Below are 22,137 nucleotides of genomic sequence, written 5' to 3'. Positions count from 1 at the left end.
CCTGCGCTGGAGGCACCGGCTGCGGGGGAACTTGACCTGACCCCTGTCCGGGTACCGGAGGACGACCGTTATCGCTAATGCTCATGAGCTATCCTTCCGACTTCGGGCGTCGCCCGATCCAACAGTTCTTTCTGCATTCACTGTACCCACACATATAAAAAACCTTGCCCTCCTGAGCGCCAAACACGCTAGTAGAACAAGGCTTTTAGTTTCCTGAAAAAGACTATTCCTTACCGACGGGAATGCCGCCGAGAAGAGCCTGCGCCTAGAGCTTGAACAGGTAGCCGACGCCGCGGACTGTCACGATGTGAGAGGCGACCTGTGGGCCCACCTTCGAGCGGACTCGACGGATGTGGACGTCGACGGTACGCGTGCCGCCACAGTACTCGAAGCCCCACACGCGATGGAGCAGGGTCTCGCGCGAGTACGCGCGCGAGGGGTGCGTCGCAAGGAACGAGAGGAGCGAGTACTCCATAAGCGTAAGGTCGACGGGAACGTCATCGATGTAGACCTGATAGGTCGCAAGGTTAATCGTCATGTTGTCGACGGAAACGATGTCGGAGGGGGCGCTCTCCTCGCCCGGCCACAGCAGCAGCGCGCAGCGAACCTCGAACTCGAGCTCGCCTGCCGTCGAGAGGATGAAGTCGCTCCTCCCCTGCGCCGGAAGGTGAAGGTTGTTGAGCTTGCTCTCGTCCTGGATGACGAGGGTAGGGATGAAGCCGTTCTCGCTCACGTAGGCGTCGACGGCGTTCAGCGCCTCCTGGTCCAGGCCGCCGGAATCGATGATCACAAGGTCGAACTCGTGGCCGGAGTCAATCGCCTGAGAGAACGTCTCGGGAGTGGTCGGTAGAATCGACACGTCGAGGGCATGCTTGAGTTCGCGCATGCGCTCAATAAAGCGAGACGTCCGTGCCAGAAGCAGGATGTTCTTGTGATGCATCCGATGACCCCCTGAGTCGAATTGCCACTCTATGAGAAATCGAGAAACGCCCTAGAACGCTTCTCGGTAAGACTAGCATAACGATTTCTGTAACATGCCCGAAACGTTTTGCACGGTCGCAAATCAGGCGTTAATGTTTTGCCGTCTTTTTTGAATTTAGATTAGCGCTTTATTGCAACAATTCAGGTTCAAAGGCAAGAGTGGACATATCTGTTAACGAATGCTACCCAAGAACTCCTTTGTTCTCTCCTGCTGCGGGTGGTCGAAGACCTCGTCGGGCAGGCCCTGTTCAACAACGACGCCGCCTTCCATGAACACGACGCGGTCGGCGACGTCGCGCGCAAAGCCCATCTCGTGCGTGACGACGATCATCGTCATGTCGCCGTTGAGGGCAAGATCACGCATGACGGCAAGGACATCGCGCACGAGCTCGGGGTCGAGCGCGGAGGTCGGCTCGTCGAAGAGCAGGACCTTGGGGTGCATCGCGACGGCACGCGCGATGGCGACGCGCTGCTGCTGTCCACCGGAGAGCTGGGGCGGCTTGAAGTCCGCTCGGTCGGCCATGCCGACGGCCTCAAGCTGCTTCATGGCCTCGACGCGAGCCTCCTCCTTGGACTTCTTGAGCACCTTCACCTGGCCGACCATGACGTTCTCGAGCGCAGTCATGTGTGGGAAAAGGTTGAAGCCCTGGAACACCATGCCCAGGTTCTTGCGCAGCTCGTTGACGTTGGTCTTGCTCGCGCCGGTGATCTCCTCGTCGTCGATGAGGATGTGGCCGGCCGTGGGCGTCTCGAGCAGGTTGATGCAGCGCAGCATCGTGGACTTTCCCGAGCCCGAGGGACCCAGGACGACGACGATCTCGCCGTTCCACACGTTCAGGTTGACGTCCCTGAGGACGGGGGTGTCGGTAAAGGTCTTGTTGAGGTGCTCGATGCGCACGACGGGGTGCTCGCCCGGCACGAAGTGGTGCTTCGAGCGACTGACGTCCTGGTCGTAGGCGATCTTTGCGGCCTCGGCGGCATCCATGGCAGGCGGGACGTCAAACGCCGGGGCGTGATTCTTCTTGGAACGCATGGCTTATGCCTCCTTGCTGGAATGGGCGCGGAACGGAGCCGAGAGGGCACCTAGCACGCTTGCCGTGTCCTTCTCCTCCGCGTGATAGCCCATGGACGCGGGCTCGGGAGTCTGGGCCTTGGAGCTTGCGCCCGCAGACTTCGCACCGGCCTTGGGACGCGGGCCACCGCCGTTCTCGGCCGCAGCCATGCGACCCTCGACGACACCGACGGCCTTGATCAGGGGGATGGTCACGATGAGGTAGTAGATGGCCGCCGCCATGTACGGGGTGATGTTGCCAGAAACCGTCGTGAGGTTCTTGGAGAACATCATGAGCTCCATGACGCCGACGGAGGACAGCAGCGAGGTGTCCTTGTACGAGGTGATGAAGTCGCTTGTGACGGTCGGGATGACGCGACGGACCATCTGGGGAAGGATGACCGTGAACATGGTCTGCGCACGGTTCATGCCCAGAGACGCCGCGGCCTCGTACTGCCCGTTCGGGATGGACTGGATGCCCGCACGGAAGATCTCGGCCTGGTAGGCGGACGAGTTGATCGCGATGACAATGACGCCCAGGACGTTGTTGTCGATGTTGATGCCCATCATCGGCAGACCGAAGAACATGATGTAGATCTGCAGGAACAGAGGCGTTCCGCGCAGGACGTTGATGTAGATGGCGGCGATGACGCGGGCGATCCTGAAGTTGGAGATCTTCATGATCGCGAACAGAAGACCGAGCGCGATGGCGAACGGGTAGGCAATGACGACCAGCAGCAGGCAGAGCAGCCAGCCGTTGAACAGCGACACGAACGAGGTCACCAGGAGCTGGGGCTTGAAGAACATGTTGAGGAACGGAACGGAGTTCCACGCCTCGACCCAGGTCTGGCCATCGAGGTAGTTGACGATTGCCTGAACGGGGGTGTTCGCGATGATCGAGATCGAGGGAGAGTCGTCGAGGGCGCCCTGTGTGCCGGCACCCGTGACGTAGCTACCCGACACGACGAAGTCGCCGCCCTCTGCGGGGAACTGCATGTCGGTGATCTCGAGGCGCAGCAGCGAGCCGGAGGGCACGGGGGTCTTGAACTTGATGGTGACGCTCGAGCCGTCAGTAGACGTCTCGCTGTCAACGTTTATACGGTTCAGGCCGTCGAGGACAGTCACGCGGGTGGTGGAGCCGTCAAAGGTGGAGCCCTCGGGCAGCGAGAGCGTGACGGAGGAGACGCCGTCGTCTACGTTGACAGTTCCCTCCCAGGTGAGCCTGGTGTTCATGCCACCGATGACGCCGTCTCCACCGGACTCGTTAGGACGCGCAGTCGCCTTGTTGACGTCGATGCTGCCGGCGTTGCCGGAGGCCGTCGTAGCCTGGGTCGCGGTAGCGGCGGCACCGGAGCCCTCAGACTCGTAGTCCTCGCCGAACCACTTGGTCTCGAGCTGGGAGAGCGTACCGTCCTCGCGACACTCCTGAAGGGCCTTGTTGAGCGCCTTGGTCAGTCCGGGGTTGTCCTTGCTCACGACAAGGCCGTACTGCTCGCCCGTGGGAATCTCCATGGCGACGGAGAGGCCGGTGTAGGCGCTCTTCACCTCGTACTGCATGACGGGAAGATCGGCAACCGCTGCCTTGTAAAGACCGGTCTGCACGCCCGTGAGCGCCTGAATGGGGTCGTCCAGGGAGACCACCGTGGCGCTCGGAAGGTTCTCCTTGACCCAGGACTCCCCCGTCGTGCCCGCCTGGACCGCAACCTGGGTTGAGGGGGTGTTGAGCGAGGACACGTCAGACGAGACCGCTTGCGAGATGTCGGCAGAGGTCACGAGTCCCTGGTTGGAGTCGATGTAGGCGTCCGTGAAGTCGATGGACTGTAGGCGCTCCTCGGTAATGGTGAAGTTAGAGGCACCGACGTCGGCCTTTCCACCCTGCTGGATCGTGGGGACGATGGAGTCGAACTTGAGCGGCGAGAGATACTCGACCTCGAGGCCCATCTTGCTCGCAAGGGCATTCATAAGGTCGACCTCGAAGCCAGTGGGCATGTCGCCGTCCATGTAGTCGAACGGCGGGTTGGCCAGGTCGGACACCACGGTCAACTTGCCCGGCGTGACGGTGCTGTAGCTCTCGTCAGACGAAGGCGTCCCACTGGTGTCGCCGCCCGGCTGGGCGCACCCCGCGACAACCAGGGTCATGACGAGTGCGAGGCTCACCGCAAACGCGGCCCTCGCGGCCCGTCCAATCGACTTTGCGTTCATAAACTCACTCCTCAGCGGTCGTGCGTTCGAGCAACGAAAACATCTGTGTACTTTACTATTAATAACGGTACCCCACTTTAGTAATATTTCGTGCATAAGCGATTCATCATCCTCATATTGGATTATTTTCGTAACCTATTTGATACTAATCATCCGTAAGATGTGAGTGAATCTATTCCAGTGTCATATGGGGATATATGCAATGAGCAACACGCGTGTAACAGCCTTCGAACGCGCATGCTAACACTCAAAAAAGTTATGCCGTACCTTTCTTACATGCAGAAATTCGTTTTGTGAAAAAACTGCCCGCCTTGGAACGCTCCAAGGCGGGCAGCAGACTTTGTGTATGTAATGACGCTTTCGAAGCAGTGGAACTACATGCCTACGTAGTACTTGCGGCACTCCCAATCGGTGACGACGGAGCAGTACTCGTCCCACTCCCTGCGCTTCTCGGCGATGAGGTAGTCACAGATGTGGTCACCGAGGACCTCGCGCGCGAAGTCGCTCGCCTCGAAGGCCTCGATGGACTCGCCCAGCGTGCGGGGAAGGCGCATCATGCCGAGCTTCTCGCGCTCGGCCGCGGAGAGCATGTTGGGATCCTGCTCGACCTCGGGCGGAAGGACGAGCCCCTCCTCGATGCCGCGGACGCCGGCGGCAAGGGAGAGCGCAAGCGTGAGGTAGGGGTTGGCAGTCGGGTCCGGGTTGCGGAGCTCGATGCGTGTGGACTGGTGCTTGCCCGGCTTGTGCGTGGGGATGCGGACGAGCGCAGAGCGGTTCTTGCGGCCCCAGGTGGTGTAGATGGGGACCTCGCCGTTGTCGACCAGGCGCTTGTAGGAGTTGACCGTAGGGTTGGTAACGAGCATGGTCTCAGGAGCGTACTTGAGGATGCCGGCGACATAGTGCTGCGCGAGCTCAGAGAGGTGAGCGGGGTGCTGGGTCTTCGGGGCCCAGAAGAGGTTCGTGCCTTCGCGGTCGAACAGCGACTGGTACAGGAACATGCCAGAGCCCGAGACGTCGGTCAGCGGCTTGGGCATGAACGAAGCGAACATGCCGTTCTCGAATGCCTTCTGGCGAATGACAAGGCGCGCCGTCATGATGTTGTCGGCGCAGCTCTTCGCCTCGGTGAAGCGCAGCTCGATTGCGTTCTGAGAGGGCGCGTTGGAGTGGTAGGAGTACTCGACGGGAATGGACATCTTCTCGAGCATGAGCGTGGTCTCGCGACGAAGGTCTGTGGCCGCGTCGCTCGAGGTGAGGTCGAAGTAGCCGGCCCTGTCCAGCGGGACGGGGTTGATGTTGTCGCCAAAGTAGAAGTACTCCATCTTGGGGCCGACGTTCATGACGTAGCCCTTGCCCTCGGCCATGCGGAAGACGCGCTCGAGGCAGGAACGGGGATCACCCTCAAACGGCTCGCGCGAGGGGGTCTTTATGTCGCAGAAGATGCGGGCAACGCCCTTCTCGGCGGGACGCCACGGGAGAATCTGGAACGTGGTGGGGTCGGGGAAGGCCAGCATGTCCGACTCTTCCTGGGGAACGAATCCCTCGACCGAAGAACCGTCGAATCCAATGCCCTCCTCGAAGGCCTCCTCGAGGTCCTCGGAAGAAATAGAGAAGGACTTGAGCTCACCCAGAACGTCGGTAAACCACAGACGAATAAAGCGGATTCCGCGCTTCTCTACCGTCCTAAGAACAAAATCGATGTTCCTATCGCTCATGTGCAAACTACCTCCACCGCCTTGCAAGCGCGGACACCTCCGAACCTGCGCCAACGTATCGTTATACGACAATCTCACACGGACGTTTCGCGCCTGTTACCCAAAGCCCAAAAGCACAAAGTAAAAGGCGGACGGCAGCCGAGCGAGAAGACCAAGCAAATCCAGCAAAAACCAACATCCAAGGAGTGGTTTCGGCCGGGCTCGAACAAACGCATAGATTTTAGTACAGCAGCTTGGGGCGCGCGAACACCTCACGGAAACGTCGGCTACTTGCCGTCGTGCGAGTCCGGGCGACCCGACAGCGCCGCGTCGGCGCGTGTCACCATGTCAGCGGCAACCTTGCAGCTGCCCCTTCCGGTCTTTCTGGCCGTGCAGGACGCGCCGGAGGCACAGTCGGAACAGCCTCCCGCCTCTCCCTTGAGCAAGCGTCGGACGCACAGCGCGACGATGGCGGCAACCGCCAGAATGATGACGACGTCCACAGGACTCATGACAACTCCTATCGAAGGGCCCCGCCCTCTTAACGGGGACGTAGTTAGCTATGGCTTACTATAACCTGCCGGAACGAGAGCGCCTCCCCGCAACGGAGACAGGCGCTTCTCCCCAACACAAGAACACATCAAAGGGCCGAGCACCCCTCGTAGGAACAGAAGAAGACCCCATCGGTGAGGAAGGGGCACCGATGGGGTCGAGGGCCCACGTGTAAGCGGGGAGAGGGTCCGCTCTGCGAGGGCAGGAGTAAACGCATTCGAACGCGCCCGCGAATCGTCAACCATGCAAAAACGCCCGCTTCGCGCTCGACGCTTATTAAAGTAATCCTTTTCTTACTTTTTGTAAACCGTGGTTAACTGTTTCTTCTGAAATGACTATATTCCCTATTGAGAGACACCATGGAAAGGAGATTCAATGGCAGACAAGACCATGAAGCTCGTAATCGTCCGACACGGCGAATCAGAGTGGAACCTGAAGAACCTCTTCACCGGCTGGACCGACGTCGACCTCACGGACACGGGCCGCGCCGAGGCCACCGCCGGCGGAAGGGCGCTCAAAGAGCAGGGGTACGACTTCGACGTGTGCTACACCTCGATGCTCAAGCGCGCCATCCACACGCTCGACATCATTCTTGACCAGATGGATCGCGCATGGCTTCCGGTCCACAAGTCGTGGTGCCTGAACGAGCGACACTACGGCGCGCTCCAGGGGCTGAACAAGGCGGACGCTGCCGCAGAGCACGGCGAGGACCAGGTGCTCATCTGGAGGCGCTCCTTTGACGTGAGGCCTCCCGCGCTCGAACCCGGCGACGAGCGCGACCCGCACGTGCAGGAGCAGTTCCGCGACGTCAACCCCGACAACCTTCCCCTGGCCGAGTGCCTGGCCGACACCATCGACCGCGCCTGGCCCTACTTCCAGCACACCATCGCCCCGCAGCTCGAGCGCGGCCGTCGCGTGCTGATCGCGGCGCACGGCAACAGCCTCCGTGCGCTGGTGATGAAGATCGAGGGCCTCTCCCCCGACGAGATCTTGAAGGTCAACATCCCCACGGGCGTGCCCCTGAGCTACACCTTCGACAAGGACTGGAACATCCTCGACAAGCACTACATCGGAGACCCCGACACCATCAAGAGAAAGATCGACGCAGTCGCCAATCAGGGCAAGGCCAAGTAGGGAGGGTCAGCCTCAACCAAGCCAGAGCCCCCCGGGCGCACCAGTGCGCCCGGGGGCTCTTTGCCGACAGTGCGTCGCGATACCAAAGCCTCGGCACGAAGGGCGCCGGCCGGCGATGGCGCGACCGACGCGGGGAGAAGGGCCTACTCGGCGAGCTTGGCGCCCATTGCCCTGAGCGCCTCGAGGGCCTCGTCGTCGGGGTCGAGGTTGGCGATGATGTCTCCGACGACGTTGACGCCCGCATCCTCGGCCGCGGCCTTCCACGTCTCCATCCACTCGCCCGTGCCCCAGTCATAGGAGCCGAACAGCGCGACGGGCTTGTCACCAAAGGCACCCACGCAGGCGTCCCAGACCTCCTCGAAGTCCGAATCGAGCTCCTCAGCGCCCATGGCAGGGCAGCCGAACGCGAAGGCGTCGTAGTCATCCACCATGTCCGCCGAGAAGGACGAGACCTCTACCGCCTGGGTGCCCGCCGCCTCCGCGAGGGCGTTGGCCATCGCCTCCGTGTTGCCCGATTGAGACCAGTACACAACCGCTACCTTGCTCATAATTACCTCCTCATTCACTATTGATCCCCCGGTCCGGACCGAGGGTACCATCGGCACCTCCATGCGACGCCCGAGGCGCGACTACGCGCTCTCCAGAAGCGCGCCCAGCGTCGCACCCGCGCGGTACCTGCCCCTGCACTCACGCTCGATGCGGGAGAGCGCCTCGAATCGCCTGCGCGACTTCGCGACGTCGCCGTACGAGATCCAGGCGCCCCTGCAGGTGGCCTTGCCCCCGCTGATGAACCCCCTCACGTCCTCCAGGGGATATCCGAACAGAAGCCCCATCTCATGCGGAAAGCCCTGCTCCGAGCTCGCGGGAAAGCCGTGGGCAGCCGCCTTCGAGCACGTGCACGCGTCCTTCTCCCTTGTCTGATAGAAGGCAAGCAGGCGCAGCCTCATAGAGCGCACGAGCCCCTCCGCACCATCGACGCAGTAGCCCGAACGCGCAAGAAACGCGCGGTTTCGCGGATCGGAGAGGACGTCTTCGACCAGCCGCGGGCGATACGCCATCGTCATCACGCGGGAGCGCGAGAAGTGCAGGGGCTCGATCTCGAGGCCGTGGTCCCTGAGGGCAGCGCGATAGACCTCGAACAGCTCGCCGAGCTTTGCCTCGAGGACGCTTTCCGGCCACATCTCGCGCGCGTCGCGGACGCACCACGAGTAGAGGGCGACGGGCTTTGCCCCACAGATGACCGCCGAGGCGCGGCGGACCAGGGTTTCGGCAAACTCGCGGCAGAGCTCGCTTTCGGCCTCGTCGCAACCCTCAAGCACGCCGAACGTGCGACGCACCTCCAAGGCATCGTTTCCGCTCACGCATCCTCCCTTTCGGACTCCGCTCCCACGTATGAAAAAGGCGCCGCCAGCTAGTGAGAGGGGGAGCTGGCAGCGCCTCGAGACCTGTCATTTCGCAGGGAGAGGGTCCACGAAACTCAGGTTGGGGCAAGCAATCGATGGCCTGCCTGCTTCACGAGGAGCAGACTTTGTTAGCCACGACTAACTTCAAGTAACAGAGTACACCATATCTAACTTTATGCAAGCGAGTTTTAGAACTTTCTCCCCCTGCGGGAGAGAAAGGCCCCCGACGCGAGCGTCGGGGGCCAGGTGCTAGTCCTTGACCTTCATGGCCTCGACCAGCGAGACCCTCTTAATCTTGATGACGTGGATCGCCGCGACGACCAGGTAGGTCAGCATGACGATACCCACGACCTCAAGCAGAAGGCTCGGAGGGGCCCAGATGGCGAGGTTTCCGGCATACTGGGACATGGTCACCTTCATGATTCGGCCGACCGTGAGCAGAACAACGGGGATAGAGAGCATCGCCGAGGCCGCAACGGTGACCGTAATGGGGCGCACGTAGAGGCTCGCTATCTCCCCGTAGCGGTATCCGAACGCCTTCATGTAGGAGATGTAGCGTGCCGAGCGGTCGATTACCGTCTTGGTAAGCAGATAGATCAAGGTGATGGTGATGGGGATCGCCGCCCACAGCATCATCGAGAGGGAATCGCCCAGCGAGTCGCTCGTCTGGCTCGCAACGGCAGACACCTGCTCCGGCGTAACCTCGCTCACGACGTAGCGCTCGTTAAGGTCGAGTGGCTTGTCCGAAACGTACCCGCAGAACCAATCCGGGTCGGTGCCGAACACCTCGGCGTAAGTCGACCTGCTCATGTAGACGTTCATGTCCGCTTCGTTCCCGACGACGTCGTCGGGCGCAATCAGGTAGGTGTCGCCGGTGAACTTGTCGGTAAACGTGCACTGCCTTCCGGCCTCGATACCGCACTTCTGGGCCAAGCCGGCTCCGACGGCAATCTTTCCGCCAGAGACGTCGACCTTCCAGTACTTGGAGTGCGGCTCTACGCCGTAGACCGTAACCTCCTCGCTCTCGTCCGACTCAAGGCGCGGCACCGTGAGGCTCGTCGCACAGAACTTTTCGGCGTCGTCTATGGTCTCGTGCGAGTTGACCTTGGTGTTAAGGGGATGCCCCGCCACGACGCGCGGGTCGTTTGTGATGGCGCTCGCGCTGACAAGAAGGTCGCGCAGCTCCTGGGGCGCAAGCTCGCTCTGCGGGTCCTTGCAGTCCATCAGGCGGTCAGCGGACTCGGCCGATGCGGCCTCTTCGCCCGTGACGTCTATCTCGAGCGGGGCCTTGAGCGTGTACGTGTGCTCTGCAGGAGAGATCTGCTGCATCTGGTCGACGTAGTGGTCAATCATGGGCATGAAGCACAGCCCGAACATGAGCAGCAGGCTCGAGAGGGCTATGCCGACGAACAAGATGGCAAAGTGCGAGGCGTTACGCAAGATGACGCGTGTGCGGAAACGGGTCGTAAATCCCCAGCGCTCAGGAAGCACGATCGAAGACCTGAACGACTTGGACGCAATCTCCTGACGGAGGAACGCCAGGGGCGTGTGATTCAGCTTGCGCAGCGCCCCCAACAAGGTGATGAGCACCAGAAGGACAAGGGGGAGCACCGTCGTCCAAACGAAGACCCACGGCTGGAAGACCACCTGAAACGGCGGCACGCTGTAGGAGCGGCAGTACAGGAACGCCACCTTTCTCATCACGATGGTGTAACCGAGAACATTGCCCACCACGGCACCGAGGATGCCGACGACCAGCGGGGCGGCAAGGTAGTGCCGCATGATCTCGCCCTTGCGGTAACCCGAAGCAAGGAGCGTGCCTATCACGGTGCTCTCCTGCTCAATCGCAGCGTCAGTAAGGACGACGAACACGAAAGCGGAAATGAGGACGAGAAGGAAGGACATGGTCACATAGGCACCCTGATCTCCCTGGATGTCATCATCGGCGTAGGTGGCAGCCTTGTTGCTATCCCAATCGACAAGGTCCTCGACGGTCGCACCGTGCTCGGAGAGCGCCTTCGCCACGTCCTTCTCGTAGCTGGTCCTGTCAACCAGGCTCATGTCCCGGTCGTTCAGGATGACGCTGTAGCGATAGTTGACACTGGGCGCAAGCCGGTCGAACGCCCCCTGGGTCACCTGCGCGACCGTGAACGTGTGCGTATTGTAGGCGAGGTCGCTGTTCTTGACCATGAGGGCCTCGTAGTCAGAGAGCACCATGATTCCGGTGACGCTAAGCTCCTGACCAGCAACCGTGATCTTGTCTCCGACCGAGATGCCGTGCGAGTTGGCGAAGCACTTGTCGAGCGCTATCTGGTCGTCCTTCTGGGGTGCCGAGCCCTCGAAGTAGATCGCCTTGTTGACCTCGTCGCGGTTGACGAACAGTCGCGCGGAGCTGTCCGCCTCGACGCCCGAGCCCTCAATGCTCACGTCGGACCAATAGTCCTTGTAGACGCTGCAGCCGTCCCCCACCTCGCGGACGGCGTCAAGGGCGTCGTCCGAGGCCTCGAACTGCGTCGTAAACGAGAAGTTCTCGACGCTTGCATGCGAGCGGGCATCGGCGACGTTCGCCTGGATGGACCGCGCCGCGGCCAGGGAGCCCGAGACCACGGAGATGGCCATGGTCAGCAGAACGAACAGGCCGAGGTACTTGCCGATGTTGTGCCTCAGTTCGCGAGGCAGGCGCTTGTAGAGTGGTGACATGGCGGCACCTACCATTCGATCTCGAACGCGGGGATGACGCTGTCGTTCATTTCGTCCTCGACCAGGACGCCATCGCGGAGCCGCAGGATGTGGTTGGACATGTGCTTGATGGCGTCATTGTGGGTGACGATGACCATGGTGCAGCCGTAGCACTTGTTGACCCGCTCCATGAGGGCGAGGATCTCCTTGGAGGTCTTGTAGTCGAGCGCGCCCGTAGGCTCGTCGCACAGGAGCAGGCCGGGGTTCTTGACCAGGGCACGACCGATGGAGCAACGCTGCTGCTGGCCTCCGGAGACCTGGTTGGGGAACTTCTTTCGCTGCTCCCAGAGGCCCAGAGAGTTGAGGAGGTCGTCAACGGGCAGCGGGTCCTTCGCCAAGTGCCTGCACACCTCGATGTTCTCGCGAATCGTCAGGTCGGGAACGAGGTTGTAGAACTGGAAGATGAAACCGAGCTCGCGACGGCGATACTCGACCAAATCACGACCCGAGAGCGTGGTTATGTCCTGGCCGTTGACGACGATGGAGCCGTCGTCGACGGTCTCGAGGCCGCCCACCAGGTTGAGGAAGGTCGACTTTCCCGAACCCGAGGGGCCAAACAACACGCAGACTTCCCCCTTCGAGATGCTCGCGTCGATTCCCTTGAGGACCTGAGTCCGAATGTCTCCGCTCCCGTAGCTCTTGGTCAAGCCCGAGATCTCAAGATAAGGATTTGCGGTCATGCGCCACCAACTTTCCTACATTAGTTAGATTGGGTTAACTGTTGAGATAGTACACCTTGTCTAACAGTTTTTCGCCAAACGATGCCATTGTTTTCTCGAGCGTTTTCCTCAGCCCGTTTCAAGGCAGAAAGGGCGGGCCGCCCGCAGGCAGCCCGCCCGAAAGAAGAACCGATTTGAGGCTAACGAGCACGTGGCGCGTTCCCGCCTAGATGCTCCACCCAGCAGAGAGCGTCTGCAGCTCCGTCACGTGACGGAAGAAGCCGCTGCCTTGCTGCAGCAGGTCGGACGGCCTGCCTTCCTCGGCGACGCGGCCGTCCTCGAGGACGACGACCTTGTCGGCGTTTTCGATGGTCCTCATGCGGTGCGCGATGACCAGCACGGTCTTGCCTACCAGCAGGCGAGACAGGGCCTCCTGGACCTGCGTCTCGCTCTCGACGTCCAGCGAGGCCGTGGCCTCGTCCATAAGCAGGATCGGAGCGTCCTTGAGCAGAGCGCGCGCGATGGAGATGCGCTGGCGCTCGCCGCCCGAGAGTCTGCTGCCGTTCTCGCCGATCATCGTGTCGTAGCCCTGGGGCAGGTCTCGCACGAACTCGTCGCAGTTGGCCGCCTTTGCCGCCGCGAGGACCTCCTCGTCCGTGGCGTCCCTGCGACCCAGGCGGATGTTGCCCATGACCGTGTCGTCGAACAGGATGACGTCCTGGAACACCATTGCGTAGTCGCCCAGGAGCACCTCGGGGTCGACGGTCGAGACGTCAACGCCTCCGACGCGCACGCTGCCCGAATCGGCGTCCCACAGGCGAGCCGCCAGGCGGGAGCATGTGGTCTTGCCAGAGCCAGACGGCCCCACGAGGGCCGTGACCTCGCCCTCGCGCGCAACGAAGCTCGCGCCCCTGAGGACGGGGGCGCCATCGTACGAGAACCCGACGTTGTCGAAGACGATGTCGTGGCCCTTGGGCGAGAAGGACTCGGCCCCACCGGCCGTGGGCTCGTCGTAGATCGCCTGGAGGCGCTTGGCCGAGACCTCGGAGAAGAACACCTCGGCGATGAGCGCCAGGGACTGGTCGAAGGGTGAGTAGATGCGCGAGACGCAGAGCAGGAACGCGAAGAAGACCATGAAGTCGATCTGTCCGGCGACGATGAGGTTCGCGCCAACCATGATCGTGGTCGCGATGCCCAGACGCATGATGACCGACGCCGCGTTGATGACGATGCCGTTGCCCAGCTCGACCATCGTCTGGCTAGCCTCCGCCTTGTCCATGGCGGCAAACAAACCGGAAAGGTAGCGCTCCTCCTGGTTGATGGCGCGAATCTCCCTCACGTTGTCGAGCGTCTCCTGAACGTCTTCGGAGACCCCAAGGGCTGCAGCCTTGGCCTCCGCCTGGCTCTTGACCGTCATCTTGCGCGAGCCAAAGAGCAGCGCGAACGCGACGGGCACGCTCCAGAGTGCCGCAATCGCCAGGCGCCAGTCGTACGTCAGCAGGACCACGGCGACGACGGCCGTGAAGATGTACGAGCCGTACAGGTAGCCCAAGACGTGGGACCATACGTGCTCGAGCGTCTTGACGTCGCTCATGATGGTCTCGGAGAGGTCCGCAAGGTCACGCCCCATAAAGAACGAGAGCGGCAACTTGCGCATGCGCTCGGCCAATCCCTTCCTGAGCGTGCCCACCTCCTCGTAGACCGTTCCGTACGTATTCTGGTACTGCATGCGGTGCACCAGAAACGAAAGGGCGAAGTAAGCGAGCAGCCCCAGGACGTACGGCAGCACGCCGGGCAGTTCCGCCCCGGTCGTCATGGCGTCCGTCAGCTGCTTCACAAACAGGAACAGGAAGCCGATGCCAGCAAAGGACGTGAGGTTGGCGGCGACGGTCCAGTACGCGCCGAGCCTTGCGTTTCTCACGCCCTGGTCGGTAAGGGCGAACTTCCTCTTGAACTTCTCGCCAAACACTAGGCCACCTCCCTGGTGATCTTCCACGCAACGGCCGTCTGGTAGTCAGCCCACATATGAGCGTAGAGGCCATTGCCTGCCACGAGCTCGTCATGCGTGCCCGACTCGGCAACCCTGCCGTGGTCGAGCACCACGATTTTGTCGGCGTTGACAACGGTGGTCAGTCGATGGGCAATCATGATTACCGTGCGACCCTTTGTGAGGCGCTTGAGGGCCGCCTGGATGAGGGCCTCGTTCTCGGGGTCGGCAAAGGCCGTGGCCTCGTCGAGGACCACAATGGGCGCGTCCTTGAGGATCGCGCGGGCCAGGGAGACGCGCTGACGCTCTCCCCCCGAAAGATACGTTCCCTTAGTGCCGATCACGGTGTCCATGCCGTTTGGAAGCTTCGCCAGGATGTCGTCGCACTGCGCCGCAGAGAGCGCGGCGAGGACCTCCTCGCACGAGGCGTTGGGGCGCGCGGCGCGCACGTTCTCCAGAATCGAGGTCTTGAACAGGCGGTTGTCCTGGAAGACGAAGGCGACCCTGTCCATCAGCACGTGCGGGTCGACGTCGCGCACATCCACGCCGCCGACGAGGACGGAGCCCTTGTCGACGTCCCAGAAGCGCGGGATGAGGCTTGCCGCCGTGGACTTGCCGCCGCCGGAGGGACCGACCAGCGCGATGGTGGAGCCGGCCTCGGCCACGAAGGAGACGTCGTCGAGGGCGGGCTTGGCTGCGCCCTCGTAGGTGAAGCTCACGCCGCGGAACTCGACGCGGTTGCCCTCGGGGACCTTGGGGTTGGCAGACCTGACGATCTGCGGGGCCTGCACGACCTCCTCGATGCGCCTCAGCGCGTCGTCAGCCTGCATCATGCCACCCGCGGCAAACATGACGCGAGAGAGCGCGGTCGAGATGATGGCCGAGAAGATCGCGTAGAACGCAAAGTCGCTCACGAACTGGGCGAAGTTGCCCGACGCAAGGGCGGACGGGGCAAGAAGAGCGGTGACGGGCAGCAGGAACACGAACGCCGCCTCGATGAAGCTCAGGTTGATGCTTTGGGGCACCTCGCACGCGTCAGACTGGTAGCGGTTCGCATACATGCTGTAGTTGTCGATCGACTTCTTGAGCGCCGCGATCGAGTAGACCGTCTGCTGGAACACCTTCACGACGGGGATGCCACGCACGTACTCGGTCGTCGCCTTGCTGATGTCGTCCAGAGCGCTCTGGTAGCTCTCGAGCAGACTCTTCTTCGAGGGCCCCATCATGGTCGTCAGGCAGGCGAACGACGCGAAGACGACCACGATGCAGGAGGCGCCCATGCGCCAGTCAAACACGAACAGCAGGACGACGGTCGAGACGAGCATCACCACGCTACCCGAAAGGTCTGCCATGTTGTGGGCAAAGAGCTGCTCGATCTCCCCGCTCGTCTTGTCGATGCGACGACGCAGCAGACCCGTTGCGTGCGTGTCGAAGAAGCCCAGCGGGGCATTCATCAGGCGCTTGACGCACTCCTTGCGCACGTTGGTCTGAATGCGGAACGCCGCGAGGTGCGTGCACATCAGGCCGACGAAGTAGACGACGATCCCCGCCACCGAGAACCAGAACGCCAGCCAGCCATACGTGACGACGCCGGTTGCCCGTTCCCACTCCGGCGCGACGGCAATAAGGTCTCGAACCACGAGCCAGATGGTGACGTAGGGCACCATCGACAGCAGCATGGCGAGACCGGTCAGAAAGCAGCCCAGGAACGTGAGCGCCCTCCTCTTGCCGGCGAAGTCGAGAATGCGCGCAAACGCATTTCTCTCTTTCTTTGTTTCAGTCATACCTCAACTCCCAGTCATAGTTGCCATTACTGTTAGGTAAGGTTAACTTTATTTGTAGAACAGTTAGATTAATCGAACTCAATCCAAACAAATGGCTAAAAGGCAATACGAAAGGCAAAGTGGTATTTGTGGACCCAGAGTTAGCAGGTGCCTTCTCGGGGCTTTCGGAAAAGTTCAGCAGTCTCGTCTACCCCCAGCTCGAGCAGTTTGGCGCCCGTCCCCTTTCGGCGAAGACCGGCGTTGCGGCCTACATTGACAACGAGCTTGGTCGCGGGTGGTTTTGGGCGACCCAGCTGGGCGAGACCGCAATGCTCTCCCAGCTTCGTATACAGTGCAATCGCCCCATGGAGCTCGTCGAGTCGCCGGGGACGCCCTATTCGGTTCTTGCGAGCATGGGACGCGGAGATGCCGAGCTCGCAGGCAAGGGCTACTCGAAGACGCAGCCCAACTCGATCTTCCCCATGCGACACCTGTTGGACGAGAACATCATGGGGCTGCACATCGAGCCCTCGACTTACGAGTACCAGCTTGAGGCGGGTTCGCTCCACTGCAGCTGCAGCCTCTACCTCCTTGATGGCTCCTTCGAGAAGATAGGTCTCGACAAGGAGCGCGTCAGGCTGCTCGACTCCTCCTTCGCGAGTGGTCTAAACCTCAACGCGGCGCTCGAGCTGCGCTCTACGATAAGGTCCATCACACCCTCGGGCACCTTGAGCGACGTCGGGAGGCTCCAGTACCGCGCAAAGGCGCTCGAGATGATCTACGACCTCGTGACCTTCCTCGAAGACAAGCACCGTAACGACCTGGAAAGTGACGAGAAGGTCTCCGACCGCGTGAGCACTATCCTGCTGGAGTCGCTTGCGGACCCGCCCAGCATCGACGACCTCGCCTCGAGGCTCTACCTGAGCCGCGCTGCGCTCTGCTCGCGCTTCAAGAGGGAAACGGGACTGGGCATCCACGAATACCTGGCCGTTCAAAGGCTCAGGCAGGCGGAGTCAATGCTCGAGCGATCGAACAGGCCCGTCGCGGAGATCGCCCGCATGGTGGGCTACCAGCACACCTCAAGCTTCACAAAGATGTTCAAGGAGAAGGTCGGGGTCTCCCCGCGCCAGTGGCGAAACGGACAGCACTAGGCCCATCTCCCGACCAGCAGCCAATCGACCAGGCGGCAAGTCCCTAGCCCAGCCCGACGTCGAGCGCCATCATGACGGTGAAGCCGAGCGAGAACGCGATGACGCCCACGTTGCTGTGGCGTCCCTCGCTCATCTCGGGAATGAGCTCCTCGACCACCACATACATCATGGCGCCCGCGGCGAAGCTCAAGAGATAGGGCATCAACGGCACGAGCTGGCTCGCCGCAGAGATAGTGACGACGGCCCCGACGGGCTCGACGACACCCGACAGAAAGCCGCCAAGAAACGCCTTGGACCTCGACGCCCCCTCTGCCCTCAGCGGCATCGAGATGATAGCCCCCTCCGGAAAGTTCTGGATGGCAATGCCGATGGACAGAGCCATCGCACCGGCAACGGTCAGGCTCGTGTTGCCGGACATGAGGCCCGCATACACCACCCCAACGGCCATTCCCTCGGGAATGTTGTGTATGGTGACGGCCAGAACCATCAGGGTCGTCCTCTCGAGCCTGGATCGCATTCCCTCGGGCTCGGTGTCGGTCTCCCCCAGGTGCAGGTGAGGCATGAGGCTATCGAGTAGGAGCAGGAAGAGAACGCCGAGCCAAAAGCCCGCAAAGGCGGGCAGCCATGCCATGTGCCCCATGCCGACGGACTCCTCGAGCGCAGGCGCTATCAGACTCCAGATCGAGGCCGCGACCATCACGCCAGCGGCAAAACCCGTCAGGGCCTTGTTGACCGTCCTCCCCAGCTGTCTTCTCATGAAGAAGACCATGGCCGCGCCAAGCGTCGTCCCCGCAAAGGGAATGGCCAGACCCACGGCCGTCGTTGTGATGGTGTCTCCCATGTCATCCCCCCCAGTATTTCCCTGCCGTCGCAAGCGCGACGGGTCGATGCAGTGGTAGGCGGAGGATCCCAGAAAAGGTGCCTCCACCCTATCAATACCCATTAGTTAGCCGTATCTTACTTTATCTTGAGAACAGTGCGCCTTCTCCGCAAAACAAGGGGCCCCGCGCAAGCGGGGCCCACGGAGAGGATGGTTCGCGGATTGGGCAGGTGAAGCTACCTCGTCACTTTCCCGTGACGCAGGATGTCACGTAGGGCTACGCAGGAGCTCGCAACCGCCACGGCGATGCCTATGGACTCAAGCTCAGGCATGAGCGCTCCTCTCGATAGTCGATAGAACGGCAAGGCGGAAGGTGCCCGGCCGCAGAGACCGGGTACCCCCCAGAATTGCTAGGCCTGATGGGCAAGCGAGCTCAGAATCTTGCTGTCAGCCTTCTCCCACTTGGGCATGGGACGGAACACCTGGAAGAGCATGGCCGCCAGGATGACGAATGCCACGATGGTCCAGAAGCCGAAGTTGCCGAAGACGATCAGCTCGTAGAACTGGTTGATCATGAGGCCGATGACCCAGCCGAACACGCACTCGAAGGCGATGGCGAAGGCAGTCCACTTGCCGCTGTCCATCTGGCGGCGAATCGTGCCCATTGCGGCGAAGCAGGGGGCGCAGAGCATGTTGAAGGCAACGAACGCGCACATGGAACCGATGTGGACCACGCCACCGACGGTGAACATGCCGGCAAAGCCGTTCCACATGTTGACCGAATTCTCGGTCGCATCGCCAAGGCCATAGAGAACGCCGAAGGTGGAGACGAGGTTCTCCTTGGCGATAAGGGCGGAGATGGTGGAGGCAACAGCCTGCCAGTTGCCAAAGCCGAGGGGCGCGAAGATGAAGCTCAGGACGCCACCAATGCCAGCGAGCAGCGAGAAGTCCATCACGGCGTCGGGGGCACCGTCCATGGCGGGCAGGTAGCCGAAGGTGTTGGAGCCGCCCTCCCAGCCGGATACGCCGAAGTTGGAGAGGAACCAGATGCCGACCGCAGCGGCGAAGATGATGGTGCCGGCCTTCCTGATGTAGGACCAGACGCGCTCCCACACGTGCAGGGCCCAGGAGCGAATTGCCGGGAAGTGGTAGTCAGGAAGCTCCATGACGAACGGAACGGGCTCGCCCTGGAAGGGCTTGGTCTTCTTGAGCATGACGGCCGAGACGATGATGGCGGCAACGCCCATGAAGTAGAACATCGGGGCGACCCACCACATGTCAGAGCCACCAGCGAGAACGCCCATGACAAGCGCGATGATGGGAAGCTTGGCGCCGCAGGGAATCATGGTGGTGAGCATGGCGGTCATGCGACGGTCGCGCTCGTTCTCGATGGTCTTGGTCGCAAGGACGCCCGGGACGCCGCAGCCCGAGGAGACGATCATCGGGATGAAGGACTTGCCGGAGAGTCCGAAGGGACGGAACACGCGGTCCATGACGAAGGCGACACGGCTCATGTAGCCGCAGTCCTCGAGGAAGCAGAGCATCACGAACAGGACGAACATCTGGGGGATGAAGCCCAGGACGGAACCGACGCCGCCGATGATGCCGTCAACGACGAGCGAGATGACCATGGGAGAAGCACCCGCGGCGGTCAGGGCATTCGTCGCGGCATTGGGGATGGAGTCCACGAAGCCGTCGTAGTCGTGTCCGTCGGGGGCAGGGTTGTCCACAGCCGTCGCAAACGCGTCTGCGTCTACGGAGTCAATGGTCTGGAGCTCCTGGCCGTCAGCAAGGATGGGGTTGCCGTCGGCATCCTCCTCCGTGATTGCCTCGCCGTCCGCGTCGAGGAAGTTGCCGTCCTCGTCGTGGCATGCGACATCGGTCGCGACGACACCAGCTGCCCTGGCGTTGTCTTCGAAGGTAGTGACGACGTCAGAGTCGGTCTCGCCGGCCTCGATGGCCTCGGCGACGCCCTCGGTGTCCACGCCCTTCTCGTCTGCGGCCTCAAGATACGCATCGATCTGGTCACCGTAGTAGTTCTCACCCCAGGCCTCGGTGTCGGCATCAAACTGCTGCTGGGAGGCGCCGTTGATGAAGAAGCCGTCCGAGAAGAGGTTGTCGTTGACCCAATCGGTGCCTGCGGTGCCGACGGTGGAGATGGCGATGTAGTAGACGAGGATCATGACCGCAACGAAGATGGGGAGGCCCAGCCAACGGTTGGTAACGACACGGTCGATCTTCTGGGACACGGTAAGCTTCTTGGGCGCCTTGACGACGCAGGCGTCCATGACCGTGGCGATCCAGTCGTAGCGGTCGGAGGTGATGATGGACTCGGAGTCGTCGTCTCGGTCGACCTCGACCTTAGCGATTACCTTCTCGGCCTCCGCAAGTTGCTTGCTGCTGAGGCCAAGCGACTTGATGGCCTCGGCGTCGCGCTCGAACACCTTGATGGAATACCAGCGGGAGAGCTCGGCGGACGCGACGGAACCGACGATCGCCTTGATCTGGGAGAGCGCATCCTCGACCTCTGCGGAGAAGCACGGGGCGCCCTTGGTCGAGACGCCCTTCCTGGCAGCGCTCAGAGCCTCGTCCATGAGCTTGTCGAGGTTGCTGTTTCGAAGCGCGGAGACCTCGACCACGGGTGCACCGAGCATCTTCGAGAGCTTCTTGCTGTCGATGGTGTCGCCGCGCTCCTTGAGAAGGTCGCACATGTTAAGACCGACGACGACGGGGCGGCCGGCCTCGAGAACCTGAGTGGTGAGATAGAGGTTGCGCTCGAGGTTCGTGACGTCGATCAGGTCGACGACGGCGTCGGGACGGTCGTCGACGAGGAAGTCACGCGAGACGACCTCCTCGGGGGAATACGGGGAGAGGGAATAGATGCCGGGAAGATCGACGAGGGCGATGCCCTTGTCTTTCTTCCAGTCAGCCTGCTTCTTCTCGACGGTAACGCCAGGCCAGTTGCCGACGTAACCATTGGAGCCGGTAAGCTCGTTGAACAGCGTCGTCTTGCCGCAGTTGGGGTTGCCGGCAAGGGCGATGTAAGTCTTGTCTGCCATCAAAACCTTCCTTGAAACGTTGTGTTTCATTGCAGAATCGCAGCTAAACCACGATTTGTTAGGTATAGGTAACTCTCTTTTCAAAAAAAGAGAGGCGTGTCGCCTAGGCTACGGCGACGTCCCTCACCTCGATGCACTGAGCCTCATCCTTGCGAAGCGAAAGCTCGTAGCCGCGGACCGTGACCTCGATGGGGTCGCCCAGCGGCGCGACCTTGTGAACCAGGACCTCGGTGTTCTTGGTGAGCCCCATGTCCATGATGCGGCGCTTGATCGCACCCTCCCCCGTGAGCTTGGACACGACGCACTTCTCACCCACCTTGACGTCCTTAAGCGTTGACATAAATCCCCTTTCAAAACCATGCCGAAGTCCGGCAGTTACAAAACCCAAGTGTTGCGTCAAGGCAGCTAGCAGGTAACGACCTTCATGGCCGTGGAGCGGTTGAGGCCTAGCGTGGAACCTTTGACGCTGACGAGTACGTCTCCGCTGACGCGCGAGATGACCTTGACCGTGGCTCCGGGAACGAAGCCAAGCTCTGCCATGTGCTGGCGGACCTCCTGCGTCCCACGCACCTTGGCCACCTGGACGGTTTCGCCCTCGCCCACCATTGAGAGCGGAAGCTGCGCGCCGGAACGGAGAGCCTGCGCACCCGCGACGGCAGCACGGCTGCCCTCCATTACGCTTTCCATCATGAACCTCCCGATAACGACGCTTTTGCCTGATAAAGTAGCATAAGTTAGTTTACGTGAACTAACTTCGATACAGTTGTACACCAAAGCTAACTATTAATGAAGCCAATTGCTGCATTTTTCACTAATTAATTTTTCCGCACGAACGAGTGATCCAAAGGCAGGCGAGATGCCGTTCGCGCCCCAGGCACAAAAGCGGCCCGCGCCACCAAAGGGCGACGCGGGCCATAAGCAAATGCGTGAAGCCGAAAGACGCCG

General features: G+C 61.5%; 17 protein-coding genes. 2 read left to right on the top strand and 15 right to left on the bottom strand.

The features are described 5' to 3' along the window. Positions 1–265: 265 nt before the first annotated feature. The 5 genes from BMY31_RS00805 to BMY31_RS00785 form a co-directional block, all read right to left on the bottom strand. Positions 266–940 (bottom strand): winged helix-turn-helix domain-containing protein, encoded by a 675-nt coding sequence (locus BMY31_RS00805; RefSeq protein WP_078686388.1) that lies wholly within the window; start codon positions 938–940, stop codon positions 266–268. Positions 941–1,153: 213 nt separating this feature from the next. Beyond that, the gene (locus tag BMY31_RS00800) at positions 1,154–2,014 is read right to left on the bottom strand and encodes an amino acid ABC transporter ATP-binding protein (RefSeq protein WP_078686387.1); all 861 of its coding nucleotides are present in this window, start codon (positions 2,012–2,014) and stop codon (positions 1,154–1,156) included. A gap of 3 nt (positions 2,015–2,017) precedes the next feature. Then, the gene (locus tag BMY31_RS00795; protein WP_091007416.1) at positions 2,018–4,234 is read right to left on the bottom strand and encodes an ABC transporter permease subunit; all 2,217 of its coding nucleotides are present in this window, start codon (positions 4,232–4,234) and stop codon (positions 2,018–2,020) included. 374 nt (positions 4,235–4,608) lie between these two features. Next, positions 4,609–5,946: a glutamine synthetase family protein gene (locus BMY31_RS00790; protein ID WP_078686385.1), complete on the bottom strand. Its 1,338-nt coding sequence runs from the start codon at positions 5,944–5,946 to the stop codon at positions 4,609–4,611. Positions 5,947–6,212: 266 nt separating this feature from the next. After that, positions 6,213–6,437: a FeoB-associated Cys-rich membrane protein gene (locus tag BMY31_RS00785; RefSeq protein ID WP_091007413.1), complete on the bottom strand. Its 225-nt coding sequence runs from the start codon at positions 6,435–6,437 to the stop codon at positions 6,213–6,215. Positions 6,438–6,852: 415 nt separating this feature from the next. Here BMY31_RS00785 and gpmA point away from each other — a divergent pair, with 415 nt between their 5' ends. Further along, positions 6,853–7,611, top strand: coding sequence for a 2,3-diphosphoglycerate-dependent phosphoglycerate mutase (gene gpmA / locus BMY31_RS00780; RefSeq protein WP_091007408.1), 759 nt, complete (start codon positions 6,853–6,855; stop codon positions 7,609–7,611). 143 nt (positions 7,612–7,754) lie between these two features. Here the strand turns inward: gpmA and BMY31_RS00775 are convergent, their stop codons facing one another. The 6 genes from BMY31_RS00775 to BMY31_RS00750 form a co-directional block, all read right to left on the bottom strand. Next, complete coding sequence (locus tag BMY31_RS00775) at positions 7,755–8,159, bottom strand: flavodoxin domain-containing protein (protein WP_091007405.1); 405 nt, start codon at positions 8,157–8,159, stop codon at positions 7,755–7,757. A gap of 81 nt (positions 8,160–8,240) precedes the next feature. Continuing rightward, positions 8,241–8,972, bottom strand: a complete 732-nt coding sequence (locus BMY31_RS00770; RefSeq protein WP_159443953.1) for a DUF3793 family protein — start codon at positions 8,970–8,972, stop codon at positions 8,241–8,243. 291 nt (positions 8,973–9,263) lie between these two features. Continuing rightward, positions 9,264–11,714 (bottom strand): ABC transporter permease, encoded by a 2,451-nt coding sequence (locus tag BMY31_RS00765; protein WP_091008030.1) that lies wholly within the window; start codon positions 11,712–11,714, stop codon positions 9,264–9,266. 8 nt (positions 11,715–11,722) lie between these two features. Then, on the bottom strand, positions 11,723–12,433 hold the full coding sequence (locus tag BMY31_RS00760) for an ABC transporter ATP-binding protein (RefSeq protein WP_091007402.1): 711 nt from the start codon (positions 12,431–12,433) through the stop codon (positions 11,723–11,725). Between the two features lie 205 nt (positions 12,434–12,638). Further along, on the bottom strand, positions 12,639–14,381 hold the full coding sequence (locus BMY31_RS00755; RefSeq protein ID WP_091007399.1) for an ABC transporter ATP-binding protein: 1,743 nt from the start codon (positions 14,379–14,381) through the stop codon (positions 12,639–12,641). Further along, complete coding sequence (locus BMY31_RS00750; RefSeq protein WP_091007398.1) at positions 14,381–16,183, bottom strand: ABC transporter ATP-binding protein; 1,803 nt, start codon at positions 16,181–16,183, stop codon at positions 14,381–14,383. The genes BMY31_RS00755 and BMY31_RS00750 overlap by 1 nt, the downstream gene beginning before the upstream one ends. Positions 16,184–16,311: 128 nt before the next feature. Here BMY31_RS00750 and BMY31_RS00745 point away from each other — a divergent pair, with 128 nt between their 5' ends. After that, positions 16,312–17,313, top strand: a complete 1,002-nt coding sequence (locus BMY31_RS00745; RefSeq protein ID WP_091007395.1) for a helix-turn-helix transcriptional regulator — start codon at positions 16,312–16,314, stop codon at positions 17,311–17,313. Between the two features lie 43 nt (positions 17,314–17,356). Here the strand turns inward: BMY31_RS00745 and BMY31_RS00740 are convergent, their stop codons facing one another. From BMY31_RS00740 to BMY31_RS00725, 4 genes are all read right to left on the bottom strand, one after another. Continuing rightward, positions 17,357–18,154, bottom strand: coding sequence for a ZIP family metal transporter (locus BMY31_RS00740; protein ID WP_078686376.1), 798 nt, complete (start codon positions 18,152–18,154; stop codon positions 17,357–17,359). Positions 18,155–18,543: 389 nt separating this feature from the next. After that, the gene (feoB, locus tag BMY31_RS00735) at positions 18,544–21,192 is read right to left on the bottom strand and encodes a ferrous iron transporter B (protein ID WP_078686375.1); all 2,649 of its coding nucleotides are present in this window, start codon (positions 21,190–21,192) and stop codon (positions 18,544–18,546) included. 103 nt (positions 21,193–21,295) lie between these two features. After that, on the bottom strand, positions 21,296–21,532 hold the full coding sequence (locus tag BMY31_RS00730) for a FeoA family protein (RefSeq protein ID WP_078686374.1): 237 nt from the start codon (positions 21,530–21,532) through the stop codon (positions 21,296–21,298). A 65-nt stretch (positions 21,533–21,597) separates the two neighbouring features. Then, on the bottom strand, positions 21,598–21,882 hold the full coding sequence (locus BMY31_RS00725; protein ID WP_306806899.1) for a FeoA family protein: 285 nt from the start codon (positions 21,880–21,882) through the stop codon (positions 21,598–21,600). Positions 21,883–22,137: the final 255 nt, after the last annotated feature.

Source organism: Parafannyhessea umbonata (assembly GCF_900111255.1).
Lineage (GTDB): Bacteria > Actinomycetota > Coriobacteriia > Coriobacteriales > Atopobiaceae > Olsenella_J > Olsenella_J umbonata_A.
Note: the sequence above shows the minus strand (reverse complement) of the source record. Positions and strands in the feature narration are given on the sequence as shown.